Origin of the sequence: Hyphomicrobium sp. (assembly GCF_035548195.1) — a bacterium.
Classification (GTDB): domain Bacteria; phylum Pseudomonadota; class Alphaproteobacteria; order Rhizobiales; family Hyphomicrobiaceae; genus Hyphomicrobium_B.
In genome coordinates this window covers 59,116-75,539 of the sequence record NZ_DASZTY010000026.1, presented here as the reverse complement: position 1 = coordinate 75,539, position 16,424 = coordinate 59,116, and the positions used below count along the sequence as shown (strand labels likewise).

Genomic DNA, 16,424 nt, shown 5'->3' with positions numbered 1-16,424 from the left:
CCTCCTAGCGCAGCCGTGTGGCGCGCGCCAGGAGGCGTTAAAGCGAACGTCCGGCGAAAGCCTTCACTAGCCGCCGATTTCCGATATTTACCAGCTGATGTTCGTGCGCATGCCGAAGACCGCTGCGTCCTTGATCGGCTTGGTATCGTCCTCATCGCTGCCGACGCGACCACCTGGATTCCAGATGTACTGGAAGTCCGGAACGATCGAGAAGCCGGGGCGGATCTGAGCGACGTAGTTCAGCTCAAGCACCGACTCATAATCCGAGACAACCGGTACGCCGTCCTGGATCTGCGCCCGGCGGAGATCGTCCGAAATGTTGCCATAACCGAACGCGGCGCCGAAGGTGTCCTTGTCACGGCCCGGCACGAAGCCGGCGAAGACGATGCCAGTGTCGAAATACTTATCGATCAGGTTCTGCCGGTCGGGACTGACCGATCCGCGTCCGAAGATCGTAACGGCCTTATCGCCCTCGCCCTTCCAGATTTGCTGATCGATGATCCCATAGACACCGGAACTGGTGTCCAAGATGCTCGGGTCAAGGAACTGCGGTGCGTAGTGATTGAATTGCCGCCAGCCGCCGAGCTTCAACGTTCCCGGCAACCCGACATCGTATTTGAACTGCCCCTCGATCATGATGAGCGGGTCGTCTTCCAGACGAAACTCGACGCCGTGACGATTATCCTTTTGCGGATCGTCGGCGAACGGATCGGCTGGGCTGCCGTTGAAGATTGCAGCCAGGATCGTGAGGTTATCGTTCGGGGAATACTGGACTCGGGCGCCGAGAGAGGCGAGCGGATAACCAGGGCCACCGGCCGCCTGATCGGCGGCGGTGATGCCAGGCCAGCCGAACGTACCGTTGATGAATTGCGCGGCCGTGTCGCTGATGAAAAATTCGCTGTCGGCAGCGATTGAGCCGACGCGGACTTTCAACTTATCTTGCAGCATCGACTGTTCGAACCAAAGCTCGAACAGGCGGAATGTCTCGTCGCCTTCGATGTTGCTGACGGCGAAGATATTGCCGACGCGGTCCGTCGAGGCGCCGATGCCGTGGATGTAATAGGCATTGGCGTGGATAGCGCCGCCCTTCCAGCCGAGCAGCTTTTCGAGGTCGATATCGGTGTAAACTTCAAGACGCCCGTCGAAGTTCGACCCCGTGGAGTTCGCGCCTTTGGCAACGTTCCAGTATTCGCCGATCCAGTTGACGCCGTAGAGGATGCCCTGCCGCGCGAACGCCGCACGCACAGGATCGTCCCACCCCTGTGCAATCGAATCGTCAGGGATGCCAGTCACAGGCTTGTCGTCCGCCTGCGCCCCCGCGATCGTGCCAAGCGATACCAGCGCCAATGCCGACACCGCACCAGCCCTCAGTAAAGACTTCATTCCAGTCCCCCATGTGCCGCAGCGGCGCCCAATGCAGAACGACCCCGCCGTTTGTCTACGGCAACAGCTAAGCTACCCAAGCAATCTCCAACTCGACTTCAGTTTAGTTGACCCGGTTAGTCAAGTTTGGGATGGGGTTGCGGCAAGCGCCTTAAGATTTCGGCTGGAGCGCTGTGTCCGGCGCGCAATATAAAGGAGGCATGTTGCCGCCATCTGTTCGCTGTACAGGGATCGAATTCCCGCTTTCGCCTTCAACGTCCTTTGCAAATTTTCTGCGAATCGGCGTTGGGCAGCACATTTTGCGACTCACTTCGCAAGACGCTTGGCGGTTCGAAGCCGGTCCAGCGCCGCCATCCTCGTGCAAGTCCGGGCTTGAGACGGGTCCATATTCTCGTCGATTCAAGCCGAATACGGGTTTTGAGCATGCGCCCGTAGCGCCAAACCCAGGACGCACGAATCTGCGCGAACAACGCATCTTTCCAAGGCACAAACCAGTTGTAGGCGCTAGCGAACCACGCAATCCGCATCAATGCTGGTTTGGTCAGAATGAAGACGCGGGCGATCAACGCCGTCGACGCCACTTTCGCACCGAGGAATAACAACGTCGCGGTGGCGAAATGCTCGTTGGCGAGCAACCAGACGGCGACAAATTTTAGCGGCAGCAGCAGCGTCGTCGGAAGCGCTATGGCAAAAAGCGCAGCATAGGGAGGAAGACCAGCGATCCAGCGCTCGATCGCCGCGACGGGCGCATACTTTGCGAGACGAGCAAGAAATTCGGATAGCGGCCGCCATCCCCATTCCTCGAACAGAACGATCAGCGCTGCGACGACGTTCAGCGCTGCAATCAATGGCCCGCGCGACAGTTGCCAGGCTGTGCGGAAAATCTCGCGCACGGCCCAAAATGTGATGACGGCTGCGCGCGATACCGCCGCCCCGGTTTTCCTTATGCGCGCGATGAAATCTTCCGTGTTCAATCTTTTCTTCCGATGGGACAGGAACCGCTTCGCATTCTGACAGCGGTAATGACGCCGGGTATAAGTTCCTGCCGCCAGTTCCAAATAGGCGCAGAACTGGAAGCGTTTTAGATCACGCTTGTTTGTTGCTTCCTTAAGCCGCTCCTCCTGACGCTCTCCCGGCTTGAGAGGGCGGCCCCTTTATTCTATACTTTTTTTGTAAATAATAATTCGGACCCAGGGAGCCTGCCTTGAAACTTTCACGTCAGATCTTGTTCGCGAGCGGCATCACGCTCGCAGCCGTTCTTGTGCCACGTATGGGCCACGCCGCAGAGCACGTGATCGAGATGCGCAATCAGGACGATGCCGGAAACCGGATGGCCTTCCAGCCCGGCTTTCTCAATGTTGCCGTCGGCGACACGGTGAAATTCGTGCCGAAAGACAAGGGCCACAATGCGGAGAGCGTTCCGGAGATCTGGCCGGACAGTGTCGCGAAGGTCAAAGGCGCGTTCAGTAAAGAGGTGGTATTCAAGGCAGAGAAGGATGGGCTCTACGTCTTCAAATGCCTGCCGCATTACGGCATGGGGATGGTCGCCCTGGTGCAAGTGGGCAAACCCGTCAACCTCGACAAAGTCAAAGCCTTCAAGGCAAGCGGCCTTGCGAAGAAACGCCTCGATGGCGAGGTCGAAAAGGTCGTTCCGTAAAGACCGGAAATCGAGTTGCGTCCTCCCGTTTCCCGGTCGGGACAAGGCGGAACTCGTCCCTCCCCGGAGCAGGTTTCTCCCGACTCCTGCTCCGGGGGTTAGTTTGAGTCCACAGTTTCGAACATGGATTCGCCGCGCCGCGCTTCGCCCGCTTCTTCGAGTGCGTGCGCGAGTTCTTCGCGTGCTTTTTCGGCTTGGCGCTGACGCGCCCAGAGACTCGCGTAGAGGCCGCCTTTCGCGATCAGCTCGGCGTGCGTCCCCTGCTCGACGACGCGGCCTGCTTCCAGAACGAGGATAGTGTCGGCGTGGATGATCGTCGAAAGCCGATGGGCGATGACGACGGTCGTGCGATCTTTCGCGACGCGGTCAAGGGCGTCCTGGATTTCTTTTTCCGTGTGGCTGTCGAGCGCGCTCGTCGCTTCGTCGAGGATCAGGATCGGCGGCGCTTTCAGGATCGTGCGCGCGATCGCTACGCGCTGCTTCTCTCCGCCTGAGAGTTTCAAGCCGCGTTCGCCGACCATCGTGTTGTATCCGTCGGGAAGCATTCTGACGAAATCGTCGATCTGCGCCATCTTGGCGGCAGCGATGACCTCGTCGTCGGTAGCATCGGCACGACCGTATTTAATGTTGTAGAAGATCGTATCGTTGAACAACACGGTATCCTGCGGCACGACGCCGATCGCGGCACGCAGCGAGGCTTGCGTGACATCGCGAAGGTCCTGACCGTCGATCGTTATCTTTCCGCTCGTCACGTCGTAGAATCGCAGAAGCAAGCGACCGACGGTCGACTTGCCCGCACCGGATGGTCCGACGATCGCCACCATCTTGCCGGCTGGCACTTGGAACGAAACGTCCTTTAGAATCTCGCGGCCGGGATCATAGGAAAAGCCGACATGATCGAAGCGGATCGTGCCGCCATTGACGCGCAGAAGCTTCGCATTGGGCCGGTCGGCAACTTCGGGATTTTGTTCGAGCACTTCCATCATGCGCTCGATGTCCGTCAACCCTTGCTTGATCTCGCGATAGACCATGCCCATGAAATTGAGCGGCATGAAAAGCTGCAGCATCAGCAGGTTCACCATCGCGAAGCGCCCGACAGTTGAATGCGCGGTGAGCACGTCGTTCGCGGCCATGACCAGACAGATCGTCAGCGCGATGGTGAAGATGATCGCCTGGCCCGAGTTGAGGACCGCGAGCGACGTGAACGTCTTGATGCTGGCCTTTTCATAAAGCGCCATCGATTTGTCGTAGCGCTCGGCTTCGCGTTTCTCGGCACCGAAATACTTCACCGTCTCGTAATTCAGAAGACTGTCGACGGCCTTAGTGTTGGCATCGGTATCGCTTTCGTTCATGGCGCGACGAATCTGGACCCGCCAATCCGTGGCGCGGACCGTGAACCACAAATAGCAGATGATCATTCCGACGATCGTGACCACATAGCGCCAGTCGAACTCGAAGGCGCAAACGCCGATGATCATCAAAAATTCGACGATCGTCGGAATGAGGGTCATCAGCGCCATGCGGCTGATGTTTTCTATTCCTGTCCGGCCGCGTTCAAGAACGCGGGTCAAGCCGCCGGTCTTGCGCTCAAGATGGAAGCGCAGCGACAGCCGGTGCATATGCTCGAAGGTCGCCAGCGCCAGGGTTCTGACCGCGTGCATCGCGACTCGCGCGAACATGCCCTCGCGCACTTGCATCAGCAGCGACATGACGATGCGCGCAACGCCGTAGAAGATGCATGCCAGGATAGGCGCGCCGATCAGCCAGGGCAGCGTCTGGTTCGCCGGGACGTGTCCACCGGTTGCGGCGACGAGTGCGTCGGTCGCCCATTTCAGCGTAAAGGGCACTGCAACGGTCACAGCCTTGGCGATGACGATCAACACCAATGAGGCGAGAACGGTCCGCTGGAGATCAGGCCGGTCGTGGGGCCAGACGTAGGGCCACAATGCGCGAACGACGCGGCCGCTTTCCGAAGACGGTTTGAGACGCGCCGCGTTTCCGCCGCGCTTTGCGGTGCCGTTGCTGACTGTTTGCTGCATCGCGTTGAAATAGGGTCAGCGGACAGGAATGTCCATCAGCGACGGCGCGGAATGAAGAGGCGCTGACAAGGATAAATCAGATTCGGGTTCCGAATAATGTTGCGGTTGGCGCGAAATAGCCGCCAATAAAGCCAGCCTCTCCTATAGTGACGCCGCGAAATCCGCCAGAGACTATCGCCGCGACGAACAACATAGCGGCCAGGGGGGCGAATGCGGTGCCCCGCAAAGCGGCATGTCCGCGTGCGCCTTATCCAGCGCCTGACGGCCGTTCGATGGGCGATCTTCCGAGCCGATGCTTTCGCGGATTTTGTGGGTTGCGCGGTTTCGGCGGTTACTGATGGGGTCGGTTTCGCCTCGGCGTCGGTCTTCTTTGCGGCTTCCGCTGCCTGGCGTTCCGCCTCGGCTTTCTTTGCAGCTTCTGCGGCCTGACGTTCCGCCTCAGCTTTCTTTGCCGCTTCTGCGGCCTGGCGTTCGGCCTCGGCTTGCTTCGCGGCTTCCGCTGCCTGGCGTTCGGCCTCGGCCTTCTTCGCCGCTTCTGCGGCTTGACGTTCGGCTTCGGCTTTCTTCGCGGCTTCCGCTGCCTGGCGTTCGGCCTCGGCTTGCTTCGCGGCTTCGGCGGCCTGACGTTCTTCCTCCGCCTTCTTCGCGGCTTCCGCTGCCTGACGTTCGGCTTCGGCTTTCTTTGCGGCTTCCGCTGCCTGGCGTTCCGCTTCGGCTTTCTTTGCGGCTTCCGCTGCCTGGCGTTCGGCCTCGGCTTTCTTTGCCGCTTCTGCGGCTTGACGTTCGGCTTCGGCTTTCTTCGCGGCTTCCGCTGCCTGGCGTTCGGCTTCGGCTTTCTTTGCAGCTTCTGCGGCTTGACGTTCGTCTTCGGCTTTCTTTGCAGCTTCCGCTGCCTGGCGTTCGGCTTCGGCTTTCTTCGCGGCTTCCGCTGCCTGACGTTCCGCCTCGGCTTTCTTTGCAGCTTCTGCGGCTTGACGTTCGGCCTCGGCTTTCTTTGCGGCTTCCGCTGCCTGACGTTCGGCTTCGGCTTTCTTTGCAGCTTCTGCGGCCTGACGTTCGGCTTCGGCTTTCCTTGCGGCTTCCGCGGCCTGACGTTCTTCTTCCGCCTTCTTCGCTGCTTCCGCCGCCGTGGCGTTCTTCTCGTCCTCGCGATTTTTTTCCGCCGCTTTTTCCCGAGCGATGCTCTCAGGTGTCGGAGTGGACAAACGCGGGATTATGGTCGTCTCATATTCGCGATTGGCTCGGGCAAGCCAGTCCTGGATGCGATCGAGCACGCTCAGGCCATCGGGCGGATTGTCCGCTTTGTGAGGCTTTGCCGTGTCACGAACTCGCGACTGGGCGGGCGGGGCGGCAGCATCGGCTAATCGAACTCTCGGGTCGACCGAGGTTCCATCGATCCATGCAAAGGCGTCATCTCCGACCCAGGTATCCGTGCGTATGGCATCATCGCGACCCCGGTCGATCGCGGCGCTGGACGGTATCGGCCGAAGCACAACCAGAGCGACAAGGCCGAGCGCCCCTACACGCATCACTGTAGCGGCCGTTTTCCTAGCAGAAACGGCAGGTTGCCCACACTTCATCATACTGCCTTGCAAGTCGTTTAAGCGAGCTAAGCACACCTTCGCGCTCACAGCCAAGACGGCGCAAAGATGTAGCAAACGCGTGTACCCGATGGGCCACCGTGGGGCGCCCCCGGGGCTCGCTTTTGCTCGGCCGGCAATCAACCACGCCCTCAGAAAGCCTCATCGCGGCGATGCCATGTGCTGGTGCCTGGGCCCAGACATCTTACATAACGTATACCGTCGATTTGAAATGGAACAGGAATGGAAGAGATCGTGAAGGGGCCGGAAGCTGTTCCGGCAGCACGTAGACCGCTCAAGGAGACATCCCCAATTCGAGGCGTATGCGTCTATTGCGGCTCCGGGAAGGGCCAGAACTCCGCATACGCGGTCGCCGCGCGAAAGCTCGGCAAGGCGCTCGCCGATCAAAACATACGGCTCGTCTATGGCGGCGGGAGCCTCGGCCTTATGGGTGAGGTTGCGCGCGCTACGCTCGGCGCAGGCGGCAAGGTCACAGGCATCATCCCCGAATTTCTCGGCGCGCGCGAAATGATGCTGAAGGACGTCGATGAATTGATCGTCGTCGAAAACATGCACATCCGAAAACAGCTGATGTTCGACCGGGCCGATGCGTTCGTGGCGCTGCCCGGCGGCATCGGCACGCTGGAGGAACTTGTCGAACAGCTCACCTGGTCACAGCTCGGACGACACTCGAAGCCGATCGTCGTCGCCAACATCGAAGGCTTCTGGGACCCGTTCTTAAAGCTGCTCGAACACATGAAGCGGGAGACGTTCATCCGTTCTGGCCTCGACGTGCATTTCACGGTCGTCGATACGGCCGAGGAGATCGTTCCGGCAATCCTCGCCAACGCCGAGCCGGCATCTGACGAGGGCAATCGCGCCGTCGTCGATCGGCTCTGAGCTTCGCGATGCAGACTGATGGTCTTTGACGGCTACCGCTGTGCCAACGGGGCGGCGGCGAACAGCTGATCGTAGAAGTTGCCCAACGCCGCAAGGCCAGCCGCATTCAGGTGGTTGGTGTCGCGATAGAGCGGCTGGCCGTCCTCGCTGTAGCGGCAGGTTTGCGCATCGCAGAGCCTAAGGTGCGGATAGACGACGTGCACATTCGGTATCCTGGCGATGCGCGATAGAACCGGCATGACGTTTCGCTCGCGCTGAAGAAAAGCGCTGAGCGTCGTCTCGTGCGGAAGCGGTTGTTTCCAGGCGTGGAACCGTTCGAAGGCCAGCGCGGGATTGAAAACATTTTCGGGAATGGGGCCGACGACGATGACACGGAGGCCTCTATCGGCCAGCTTGCGCACAGTCGTCTCAAGAGCGTTGGCGAAGATTGGGGCATTCTTCTCGATGCCCTCATTGCTGAGATAGATCTCCGCTCCGCCGTCAACATCGCCGCGCTCTCCTTCGGCGTAAAGCGCCCAGCGTGCAGCGATGATCACCTGCCGGATGCCGGGCGTCATTGCTTTTGCGACGACAGCATTGTTGAAGGCAGGACATTTGACGCTGCGTGAGCGGCCATAGAGCTGGACGCCAAGCAGCGGCGGACAGCCGCCATACGTTTCAACCAGCAACGCATGACCATGGAATTTGCCGTAAGCGGCAAGCCCGATGGCTAGCTTTTGCGCATGGCTGTCACCCCACAGGATCGTGTCGATAGATCGCTCGGTTGGCCCCAGGCGACAGATCTCACTCGGATAGCCAATCGGATTTGGTAACGGCCGGCATTGGGCGCGTTGGCTCGCGGCTGTTGGAGCAGTCGAGGCCAGAACTTCGGGCGACCAATGCTGGAGCCATTTGGGTACTCTCATCGTGAGCGACAGGACGACGAGCCCCACCGTTACTATCCCAGCTGTCAGGAATACCGGACGCGACGAGGCGGTCCGCCAATGCCGAAACGGTTGCTCGACGTAGCGCCAAGAGAGCGCGCCGATTGCCAGGCTCGCGGCCAGCAGCGCCAACTGGGACGGAAGCGTCCACGCTTCCGGAAAGCGATATCTGAAGAACACCATAAGCGGCCAATGCCAGAGATAGACCGAGTAGGAGATCAATCCCAGCGCGACGACAGGAGGCAACGCGAGCGCACGTCCCACCAGGGTCGGCTGCGTGCCGCCGCCCGAGTGAATGATCAAGGCCGCTCCGAGGCACAGCGGCAGCGCCGTCAGTCCCGGAAATTCGGTGGCGTTTGTATACCGGAAGAAGCAAATCGCGATCAGCGCAGCACCGAAAATTCCCTCTAGCTCACGGCCAGCCTTGCTCGACAACCGGGGCGCGATTTCGAATGCCAACAGCGCTCCAGTCAGTAATTCCCACACGCGACCGAGCGTCGAAAAAAAAGCTTGCTGCGGATGGTCTCCGACGTCGCGGACGCTGTAGGCAAACGATGCCGACGCGATGGCGAGCAATATGAATTTTATCGCCTTACGATCGATCGCGAAAAGCGCGACCAGCAGAATCGGGAACAGCAAATAGAATTGTTCTTCGACGCCCAAAGACCAGGTGTGAAGCAACGGCTTGTTTATGGCGGGAGCGTCGAAGTAGCCCGTGTCGCGGCGGAAATAAAAATTCGAGGTCGAGGTCACTGCGGCGAGAAGACTTCCGCCGTAATTCTTCAGATCCGACGGAAAAAGAAGCAACGCAGCAAGCAGGCTGCTGACCAGCACGCAGGCCGTCAGCGCCGGAATTATCCGGCGGATCCGGCGCACATAAAATCGCGTGATCGAAAACGTTCCGGATTCAATTTCCGATTTGACGATCCCGGCGATCAGAAAGCCCGAGATCACGAAGAAGACGTCGACGCCGCCATACCCGCCGCTTACGCCGCCGAGGCTGAAATGGTACGCCAGCACGCCGGCGACCGCGATCGCGCGCAAGCCGTCAATATCGGCGCGATACGGCTTTGTTGAACTCATTGTTGGTCGCAGAGCCCCCGGCTCTTGTCAGACATATGCTCCCCCTATGCGATCATCGCGTCGCCCCTCGCAGGTTTACACGATGAGACGGCGGGCAAAACCCTCAAAGCGCCCCGGATGTGGTTAAGTGCGTCCCTCTGACCGAGAATCTGGCCGAGCCCGTTGCGCTTCGGGTCCTTCCAACTTATCAGCGCTTATGACCAAGACCGAGCCTACACTCATGCCTCCCGTTGCCCGGATTGCGGAGAGCGACATCCCGCAGACAATCACGCGAATGCGGTCGGGCGAGCGGCGCGCGATTGCAAGCGTGATCACCGAACTCGAACGGCTTTCGGCAGCGGCGCCTCCGCTGCTTAAAGCGTTGCAGCCCCATCTCGGACATTCCCTAGTGGTCGGATTTACGGGGCCGCCCGGAGCTGGCAAGTCGACGCTCGTCAACGCTATCATCGGAGAGCTGCGCAAGGCGGGCCGGACGGTCGGCGTGATTGCCGTCGATCCGTCTAGTCCGGTTTCGGGCGGCGCCATTCTCGGCGACCGCATTCGGATGACGTCCGCGCTCGACGACGACGGGGTATTCGTGCGCTCTCTGGCGTCGCGTGGCTATCTCGGAGGTCTATCACCCGCGGCTGTCCGTGTTATCGACGCGCTCGACGGCGCGGGATTTGATGTCGTGCTGCTCGAAACGGTTGGCACGGGCCAGAACGAGATCGATGTTGCCGAGGTCGCGGATATCCGGGTCGTCATCGCGGCACCGGGGCTTGGCGACGACATCCAAGCCATGAAATCAGGATTGCTGGAGATCGCCGACGTGATCGTCGTCAATAAAGGCGATCGCCCAGGCGCCGAGCAAACCATGCACCAGCTCAAAGGCGCGCTTTCAATACGCGCGACGATGGCCGACAAGGTACCAGTATTGAAGACGAGCGCCATAAACGGCGACGGTGTGCCGGCGCTCATCGAAACGCTCGACGGCTTCGGGAAGAAGGTTCGGGCGCAAGAGCCGGTCAGCCGCAGGCGCCGCCGGGCACGCTATCTGATCGCGAGGGCGGCCTCGGATATCGTGGCCAATCGCATCAAAGCAGGCGGATCGGGAGGGCTTGAGCCACTCGCCGATTCCGTTCTTTCCGGAACGATGACACCGCATGACGCGGCGCTGCGCTTGCTGAAAGACTAGCGGCCGCCGTTTTGCCTTGACTCAGGCCATCGCCAGCTTGCTGCGTTTGACCGAATAGCTGAAGTAGATCACCAGTCCCAGCGCCAGCCAGACAATGAAGCGCAGGTGCGTTTCGTAAGGAAGGAACGCTATCAGCGCGCCACAGGAGATAATGCCGAGGATCGGGAGAATGATCCCGCCCGGCGTTTTGAATGGGCGCGGCATATCGGGATGCGTGGTGCGAAGCGCGATGACACCGCCGCAGACGAGAACGAATGCCGCCAGCGTGCCTATGTTGACGAGCTCGGCCAGAATGCCGAGCGGAATGAAGCCCGCCATGATCATTATGACAAAGCCCGTGATGACGGTCGTGCGCACAGGTGTATGAGTCTTGGGATTGACGACCGAAAAGAAAGCCGGAAGCAAGCCGTCGCGCGAGACGCCGACGATGATGCGCGTCAGAGCGTAGTAAAGGACGAGCATGACGGTCGTCAGCCCGGCGACAACGCCGGTTGCGACGAGACCGGCAGCCGTGTTGTGGCCGATGCGGAGCAAGGCTTCGGAAGCGGGCGACGGCACGTTGAGCACATGGTAGGGCACAATACCCGTCATCAGCGCCGAGACGATGACGTAGATCAGCGTGCAGAAGATCAGCGCCGCGAGGATGCCGATCGGCACATCGCGTTGCGGCTGATACGCCTCCTCGACGGCCGTCGAGACTGCATCAAAGCCGACGTAAGCGAAAAAGACGATGGAAGCGCCGGCAAGCACACCGACCGGCCGGTCGCCCGTATGGCTGAACCATCCAAACGGCATGAATGGCGACCAGTTGTCGGGATTGACGTTGAAGACCGCGACGCCGACGAAGATCGCGACGGCGATAAGCTTGATCACGACGGCGCCGGCATTGATGCGCGCACTTTCCTTGACGCCCATGATCAGCAGAACCATCAGCAGCAAGATCACGCTGACCGCCGGGAGATTAATGATGCCGCCCATGCCGCCGTTGCGTACGTCCGCTGCTGTGGGGTCGAAGCCAAACCATTGCAGCGCGCCGCCGAGGTAATCGTTCCAGGCGAGCGCCGATGGTCCTCTCGTCAGGTAGTCCGGAAGGCCGATGCCCATGGCTTCGAGCGCGTTATTGAAATAGCCGGACCAGCCGTTGGCGACAGCAGCTACCGAGACGCCGTATTCCAGGATCAGGTCCCAAGCGATGATCCAGGCGATTAATTCCCCGAAAGCCGCGTAGCTGTAGCCATAAGCGCTGCCGCATCCGCCGACACTCGATGCCAGTTCGGCGTAAGAGAGTGCCGCGAAGCCGCACGCCAGGCCCGCCACGATAAACGAGAGGACAACCGCCGGTCCGGATTGGACAGCCGCCGCATGGCCTGTCAGGACAAAAATGCCGGTTCCGATAATCGCGCCAATACCGAGCAGCGTCAGATCAAGCGCGCTGAGACACCGCTTCAGCCCGAACTCGGAGTTGTCGTAGGCGACGGCCTTCTTGCGAAAGAGATTAGCCATGACTCCGCTCCCCTATTCCCGTTTAACTGTAAGATGTGCCCTTGCGCGGCGCGGTGGCCGAACGCCATGCGCGGTTCCCGGCTCTCTCCCCCCGTGGATTCTGCGCAAGCGGGAGCTTCGCCCAGGCGATGCGCGATGTCCACCTACGGAATGACAGCTATGCGCCTGAAAATTCAGCAGCGGCCATTTGTTTGGCACGCATTAGGCTGGCTTCGGAATGGGCGCGCGATACCTCCCGCACTTGCCCTTCGCGATTAGAATCGATAGCGAGTCTTCGAATTCGGGCACTCGGCGCTCAGCGGCGATGCCAAAAGGAGGTCCAGCGATGTCGGATGAGGCGGTTGTCGCCCAAACGGGTCCCTATCAGGTCGAACTGACCGAGGGCGAAGAATATTGGTTTTGCCGCTGCGGCCGGTCGAAAACACAGCCGTTTTGCGACGGTTCGCACGAGGGCACGACCTTCGAACCCCTGCGATTTACCGTCGATCACACGGGAACGTTCAATTTGTGCGGTTGTAAAGCCACCGACGACGAGCCGTTTTGCGACGGCACCCACAACGTGCTCTGAAAAACGCCGCAGCCGGACCGGAGCTGGAAACTCTCCTATCCGAGCGTCACAGTCTTCCGAAACCGCCCCTATCAGGCCTCGCCTTCGGCCTGTCGCGATAATCTGTCTACGCCGCAATCCGCCGGAGGGCTTTAGCGTCCCTGAGAGGCCTGCATGCACTCCGAGAGCAACCGCCGCTCCAGCTTTGAGAGCTCGTCCGGAACATCCCGCCCCGATCGCCGGAATTCCGTAATCCGCTTCTTTACGAGTGCGTAGCATTGGCGCGGATCGTCGTCCGATTGTTCCATTTGCTGGACCAGCTCGGCAAACTCGCCGCTGCCCATCTGTTGTGCCATATCCTTAGTGTCTCCCGCTTCGTTCTTGGAAAGGATATCGGCGTTCCCCGACGCCTGGACATTCTCTCCGACTCACTATCTTTCAACTTAGGCACGTCGATCGGCGAATAAAATGCGGTATTAAAGTGAATGATCGACGAATTGTGCGACTGTGACCAAACTGCCGTGAATAGTAGCTGAACGACAGCACGATATCCCCAGCGCCAATACGCGTATTAGCCCAGTCCTTCGTGGCGAGAGGTCGGCCGGGCAATTGGATGCTGCTTCACAAATTGTTGCAAAGCATTAGCTGCGAAGCGAAAGGGAGCGCCGTTCCTCTATGGATCAGCGCATGGCGATTGCATTTGGTTCCCGTATCGATTGATGCGGCGGGGCCCGTCTGCTACCCCTCCCCGCGCATTATCAAGGATTTACGCGCATGATTCCCCGCTATTCCCGCACCGAAATGACTTCGATCTGGGAGCCCCAGACACGCTTTCGGATCTGGTTCGAAATCGAAGCACATGCAGCGACGGCGAGTGCACAACTCGGGCTTATTCCGGAATCGGCGGCAAAAAAGATCTGGGAAAAAGGTTCGGCGGCGACATTCGACGTGCAGCGAATTGAGGAAATCGAAGCCGTCACCAAACACGACGTTATTGCCTTTTTGACGCACCTTGCGGAATTCATCGGTCCGGAATCCCGGTTCGTGCACCAGGGCATGACGTCTTCGGATGTTCTTGACACCTGTCTTAACGTTCAACTAGTCCGGGCCGCCGACCTGCTCATCGCCGACATCGACCGGCTGCTCGAAGCACTCAAGACGCGTGCGTACGAATTCAAAAACGCCGTCACCATTGGGCGAAGTCACGGCATTCATGCCGAGCCGACGACGTTCGGCGTCAAGCTCGCCTATGCCTATGCCGAGTTCCAACGCGCCCGTGAGCGGATGGTCGCTGCCCGGAAGGAAGTTGCGACCTGCGCTATTTCGGGTGCAGTCGGCACATTCGCGAATATCGATCCCAGGATCGAAGTCTACGTCGCGGAGCAAATGGGACTCGAACCGGAGCCGGTTTCCACGCAGATCATTCCCCGCGACCGGCACGCCATGTATTTCGCCACACTGGGCGTTGTCGCCTCCAGCATCGAGCGGCTGGCTATCGAGATCCGGCATTTACAACGGACGGAAGTCCTTGAAGCCGAAGAATATTTTTCGCCGGGCCAGAAAGGGTCTTCGGCGATGCCGCACAAGCGCAACCCTGTCCTTTCCGAAAACCTGACCGGGCTTGCCCGCCTCGTCCGCGGCTACGCCATTCCGGCGATGGAGAACGTGGCGCTCTGGCACGAGCGCGATATCTCCCATTCAAGCGTCGAGCGAATGATCGGTCCCGATGCCACGGTTACGCTCGATTTCGCCCTGGTGCGGCTCGCGGGAGTCATCGAGAAGCTTGTCGTCTATCCCGAGACCATGAAGAAGAACCTCGATAAGCTCGGCGGCCTGCACAATTCCCAGCGCGTGCTGCTGGCGCTGACGCAGGCCGGAGTCAGCCGCGAGGATGCTTATGCCCTCGTTCAGAGGAACGCGATGAAGACCTGGGAGCACGGCAAGGACTTTTTGACCGAACTCAAGAACGACAAAGATGTCGCAGCCAAGCTTCCAGCCGGGAAACTCGAAGCGATGTTCGACCTCGACTACCACACGACGCACGTCGATACGATCTTCAGGCGCGTGTTTGGTTCGGCTTGAGTTGCGTCGCGGCGACACCGCCGTGCGTTCGGGCTGCCGTTACCGGGACGTATTGAAACTGACACGCCTCTGACACCTCCGCTGGCGACGTTGCCTCCTGGGATTCAGGGGGCCGCGATGTTAGCGCCGAATGTCAGTTTTGGAGCAGTGGGCTACTGGGATTCGTACGAGCCGACGAAGCCCCGAGCTGTCTCGGCCGTCGATATGGCGCGGCGTACCTTTTATCTCGGCGCCGCGGCTGTCCTGCTCTTTCTGCTGGTGCCCGATCTCGACATCGCAATCTCTCGCCTTTTTTACGACGGGGGACAGTTCATCGGCAGTACTTCACCATTGATCCGGGCTCTGCGGACAGTCTTCAACCTCTTCTTCGCTCTGATCTGTGCCTTGACCGTTGTCGGGCTCGTCGTCTCGGCGCGGCCGACCAGATCGCTGCTCTCCCTCGGGTTCAGCCAGTGGCTGCTCCTCGCCCTTTGTTTGATCGCAGGCCCGCTCGTCGTTGCGAACGTCGGATTGAAAGACCACTGGGGCCGCGCCCGCCCCCACACCATTTCCGAATTCGGCGGGACGAAGGTCTTCACTCCACCCTTCCAGCCATCGGACCAGTGCGTGAGAAATTGCTCATTCGTGAGCGGTGAAGCTTCGTCCGTCTACACCGTGTTTTTCGCGGGCGCATTTTTGTTGCGGCGTCACTCGCGCAAGATGATTGCCGGGGGAATTGTGTTGGGCAGTCTCGCAGGACTGGTCCGCATCGCGCAGGGCGGTCATTTCCTATCGGATGTCATTTTCGCGGGCATCTTGATGGCGCTTACGGCTGCGTCCCTTCAGCTCCTTTTTGACACAATTCAGTCCGCCGGACATGTCGAACGCAATGGCGCAGCGGCCTAAGCCGTTCGTCACAACTAGCCAACTCGATTTGCATGCTGTCCATTAAGCGCCAAAGACGTTTAGATATTCAGGTCCGGCCAACGGGTGAAAACCCATGAATGCCATAACGCCGCCACAACCGCTGGCTTTCCCCCTACGGCGGGCCGAGGTCCAGACGCGCCCACGTCTGACAGTGGTGGTGCCGACGTACTGTGAAGCTGAAAATATCGTTCCGACGATTGCAGCGCTCGACACGGCGCTTTCGGGCATTTCCTGGGAAGTTATTTTCGTCGATGACGACAGTCCGGACGGCACAGCGACCATGGTCCGTTCCCAAGCAGAACTGGACGCGCGCGTGCGCCTCATTCGGCGCGTCGGCCGTCGCGGGCTCGCGGGCGCGGTCATCGAAGGAATGCTGGCGTCGGCGGCTGGCGTCGTAGCCGTCATCGATGCGGACCGCCAACATGACGAGACATTGCTTCCACGCATGCTGTCGGCCGTCGAAGGAGGCGAGGCCGATCTCGTCATTGCGACGCGTTATGGCGAATCCGGCGCGGCGGATGCTGGCTTTTCGAAACGCCGACGTAGCGCCAGCGCGTTTGCCACGCGACTATCGAACCTGCTTCTCAGGACAAATGTCAGCGATCCGATGAGCGGCTTCTTCATGATCCGGCGCAGTGCCGTCGACG

13 protein-coding genes and 1 pseudogene are annotated in these 16,424 nt (G+C 60.0%); 7 read left to right on the top strand and 7 right to left on the bottom strand.

Annotation, left to right across the window (positions count from 1 at the left end; all coding sequences use genetic code 11):
* Positions 1–87: 87 nt before the first annotated feature.
* Both VHB22_RS12070 and VHB22_RS12065 read right to left on the bottom strand, forming a co-directional pair.
* Entirely contained in the window at positions 88–1,383 is a 1,296-nt protein-coding gene (locus tag VHB22_RS12070) for a carbohydrate porin (protein ID WP_325457226.1), read from the bottom strand.
* Between the two features lie 251 nt (positions 1,384–1,634).
* Positions 1,635–2,357, bottom strand: a complete 723-nt coding sequence (locus VHB22_RS12065) for a hypothetical protein (protein WP_325457225.1) — start codon at positions 2,355–2,357, stop codon at positions 1,635–1,637.
* Between the two features lie 230 nt (positions 2,358–2,587).
* Between VHB22_RS12065 and VHB22_RS12060 the strand changes: the two genes are divergently transcribed.
* The gene (locus tag VHB22_RS12060; RefSeq protein ID WP_325457224.1) at positions 2,588–3,040 is read left to right on the top strand and encodes a pseudoazurin; all 453 of its coding nucleotides are present in this window, start codon (positions 2,588–2,590) and stop codon (positions 3,038–3,040) included.
* Between the two features lie 98 nt (positions 3,041–3,138).
* On the opposite strand, the gene VHB22_RS12055 is transcribed toward VHB22_RS12060, so the two are convergent.
* Together VHB22_RS12055 and VHB22_RS12050 are read right to left on the bottom strand one after the other, a co-directional pair.
* Positions 3,139–5,079 carry an ABC transporter ATP-binding protein/permease gene (locus VHB22_RS12055; protein ID WP_325457223.1) on the bottom strand — a complete coding sequence of 647 codons (1,941 nt, stop codon included), beginning with the start codon at positions 5,077–5,079 and terminating at the stop codon, positions 3,139–3,141.
* 35 nt (positions 5,080–5,114) lie between these two features.
* Positions 5,115–6,608: a LysM peptidoglycan-binding domain-containing protein gene (locus VHB22_RS12050; protein ID WP_325457245.1), complete on the bottom strand. Its 1,494-nt coding sequence runs from the start codon at positions 6,606–6,608 to the stop codon at positions 5,115–5,117.
* Between the two features lie 294 nt (positions 6,609–6,902).
* On the opposite strand from VHB22_RS12050, the gene VHB22_RS12045 reads away from it, so the two are divergent.
* Positions 6,903–7,559, top strand: coding sequence for a TIGR00730 family Rossman fold protein (locus tag VHB22_RS12045; protein WP_325457222.1), 657 nt, complete (start codon positions 6,903–6,905; stop codon positions 7,557–7,559).
* Between the two features lie 32 nt (positions 7,560–7,591).
* Here the strand turns inward: VHB22_RS12045 and VHB22_RS12040 are convergent, their stop codons facing one another.
* On the bottom strand, positions 7,592–9,565 hold the full coding sequence (locus tag VHB22_RS12040; protein WP_325457221.1) for an acyltransferase family protein: 1,974 nt from the start codon (positions 9,563–9,565) through the stop codon (positions 7,592–7,594).
* Positions 9,566–9,785: 220 nt separating this feature from the next.
* On the opposite strand from VHB22_RS12040, the gene meaB reads away from it, so the two are divergent.
* On the top strand, positions 9,786–10,739 hold the full coding sequence (meaB, locus tag VHB22_RS12035; protein WP_325457220.1) for a methylmalonyl Co-A mutase-associated GTPase MeaB: 954 nt from the start codon (positions 9,786–9,788) through the stop codon (positions 10,737–10,739).
* A gap of 21 nt (positions 10,740–10,760) precedes the next feature.
* Here the strand turns inward: meaB and VHB22_RS12030 are convergent, their stop codons facing one another.
* Positions 10,761–12,242, bottom strand: coding sequence for an amino acid permease (locus VHB22_RS12030; protein WP_325457219.1), 1,482 nt, complete (start codon positions 12,240–12,242; stop codon positions 10,761–10,763).
* Between the two features lie 325 nt (positions 12,243–12,567).
* On the opposite strand from VHB22_RS12030, the gene VHB22_RS12025 reads away from it, so the two are divergent.
* Positions 12,568–12,810: a CDGSH iron-sulfur domain-containing protein gene (locus tag VHB22_RS12025; protein ID WP_325457218.1), complete on the top strand. Its 243-nt coding sequence runs from the start codon at positions 12,568–12,570 to the stop codon at positions 12,808–12,810.
* 131 nt (positions 12,811–12,941) lie between these two features.
* Here VHB22_RS12025 and VHB22_RS12020 read toward each other — a convergent pair whose 3' ends face one another.
* On the bottom strand, positions 12,942–13,145 hold the full coding sequence (locus VHB22_RS12020; RefSeq protein ID WP_325457217.1) for a hypothetical protein: 204 nt from the start codon (positions 13,143–13,145) through the stop codon (positions 12,942–12,944).
* Positions 13,146–13,563: 418 nt separating this feature from the next.
* On the opposite strand from VHB22_RS12020, the gene purB reads away from it, so the two are divergent.
* The 3 genes and pseudogenes from purB to VHB22_RS16360 all read left to right on the top strand — a co-directional run.
* Positions 13,564–14,871 (top strand): adenylosuccinate lyase, encoded by a 1,308-nt coding sequence (gene purB / locus VHB22_RS12015; protein ID WP_325457216.1) that lies wholly within the window; start codon positions 13,564–13,566, stop codon positions 14,869–14,871.
* 117 nt (positions 14,872–14,988) lie between these two features.
* Positions 14,989–15,756: a phosphatase PAP2 family protein gene (locus tag VHB22_RS12010; protein ID WP_325457215.1), complete on the top strand. Its 768-nt coding sequence runs from the start codon at positions 14,989–14,991 to the stop codon at positions 15,754–15,756.
* 94 nt (positions 15,757–15,850) lie between these two features.
* A pseudogene (locus tag VHB22_RS16360) lies at positions 15,851–16,417 on the top strand (glycosyltransferase); the annotation flags it as partial.
* Between the last annotated feature and the right edge of the window lie 7 nt (positions 16,418–16,424).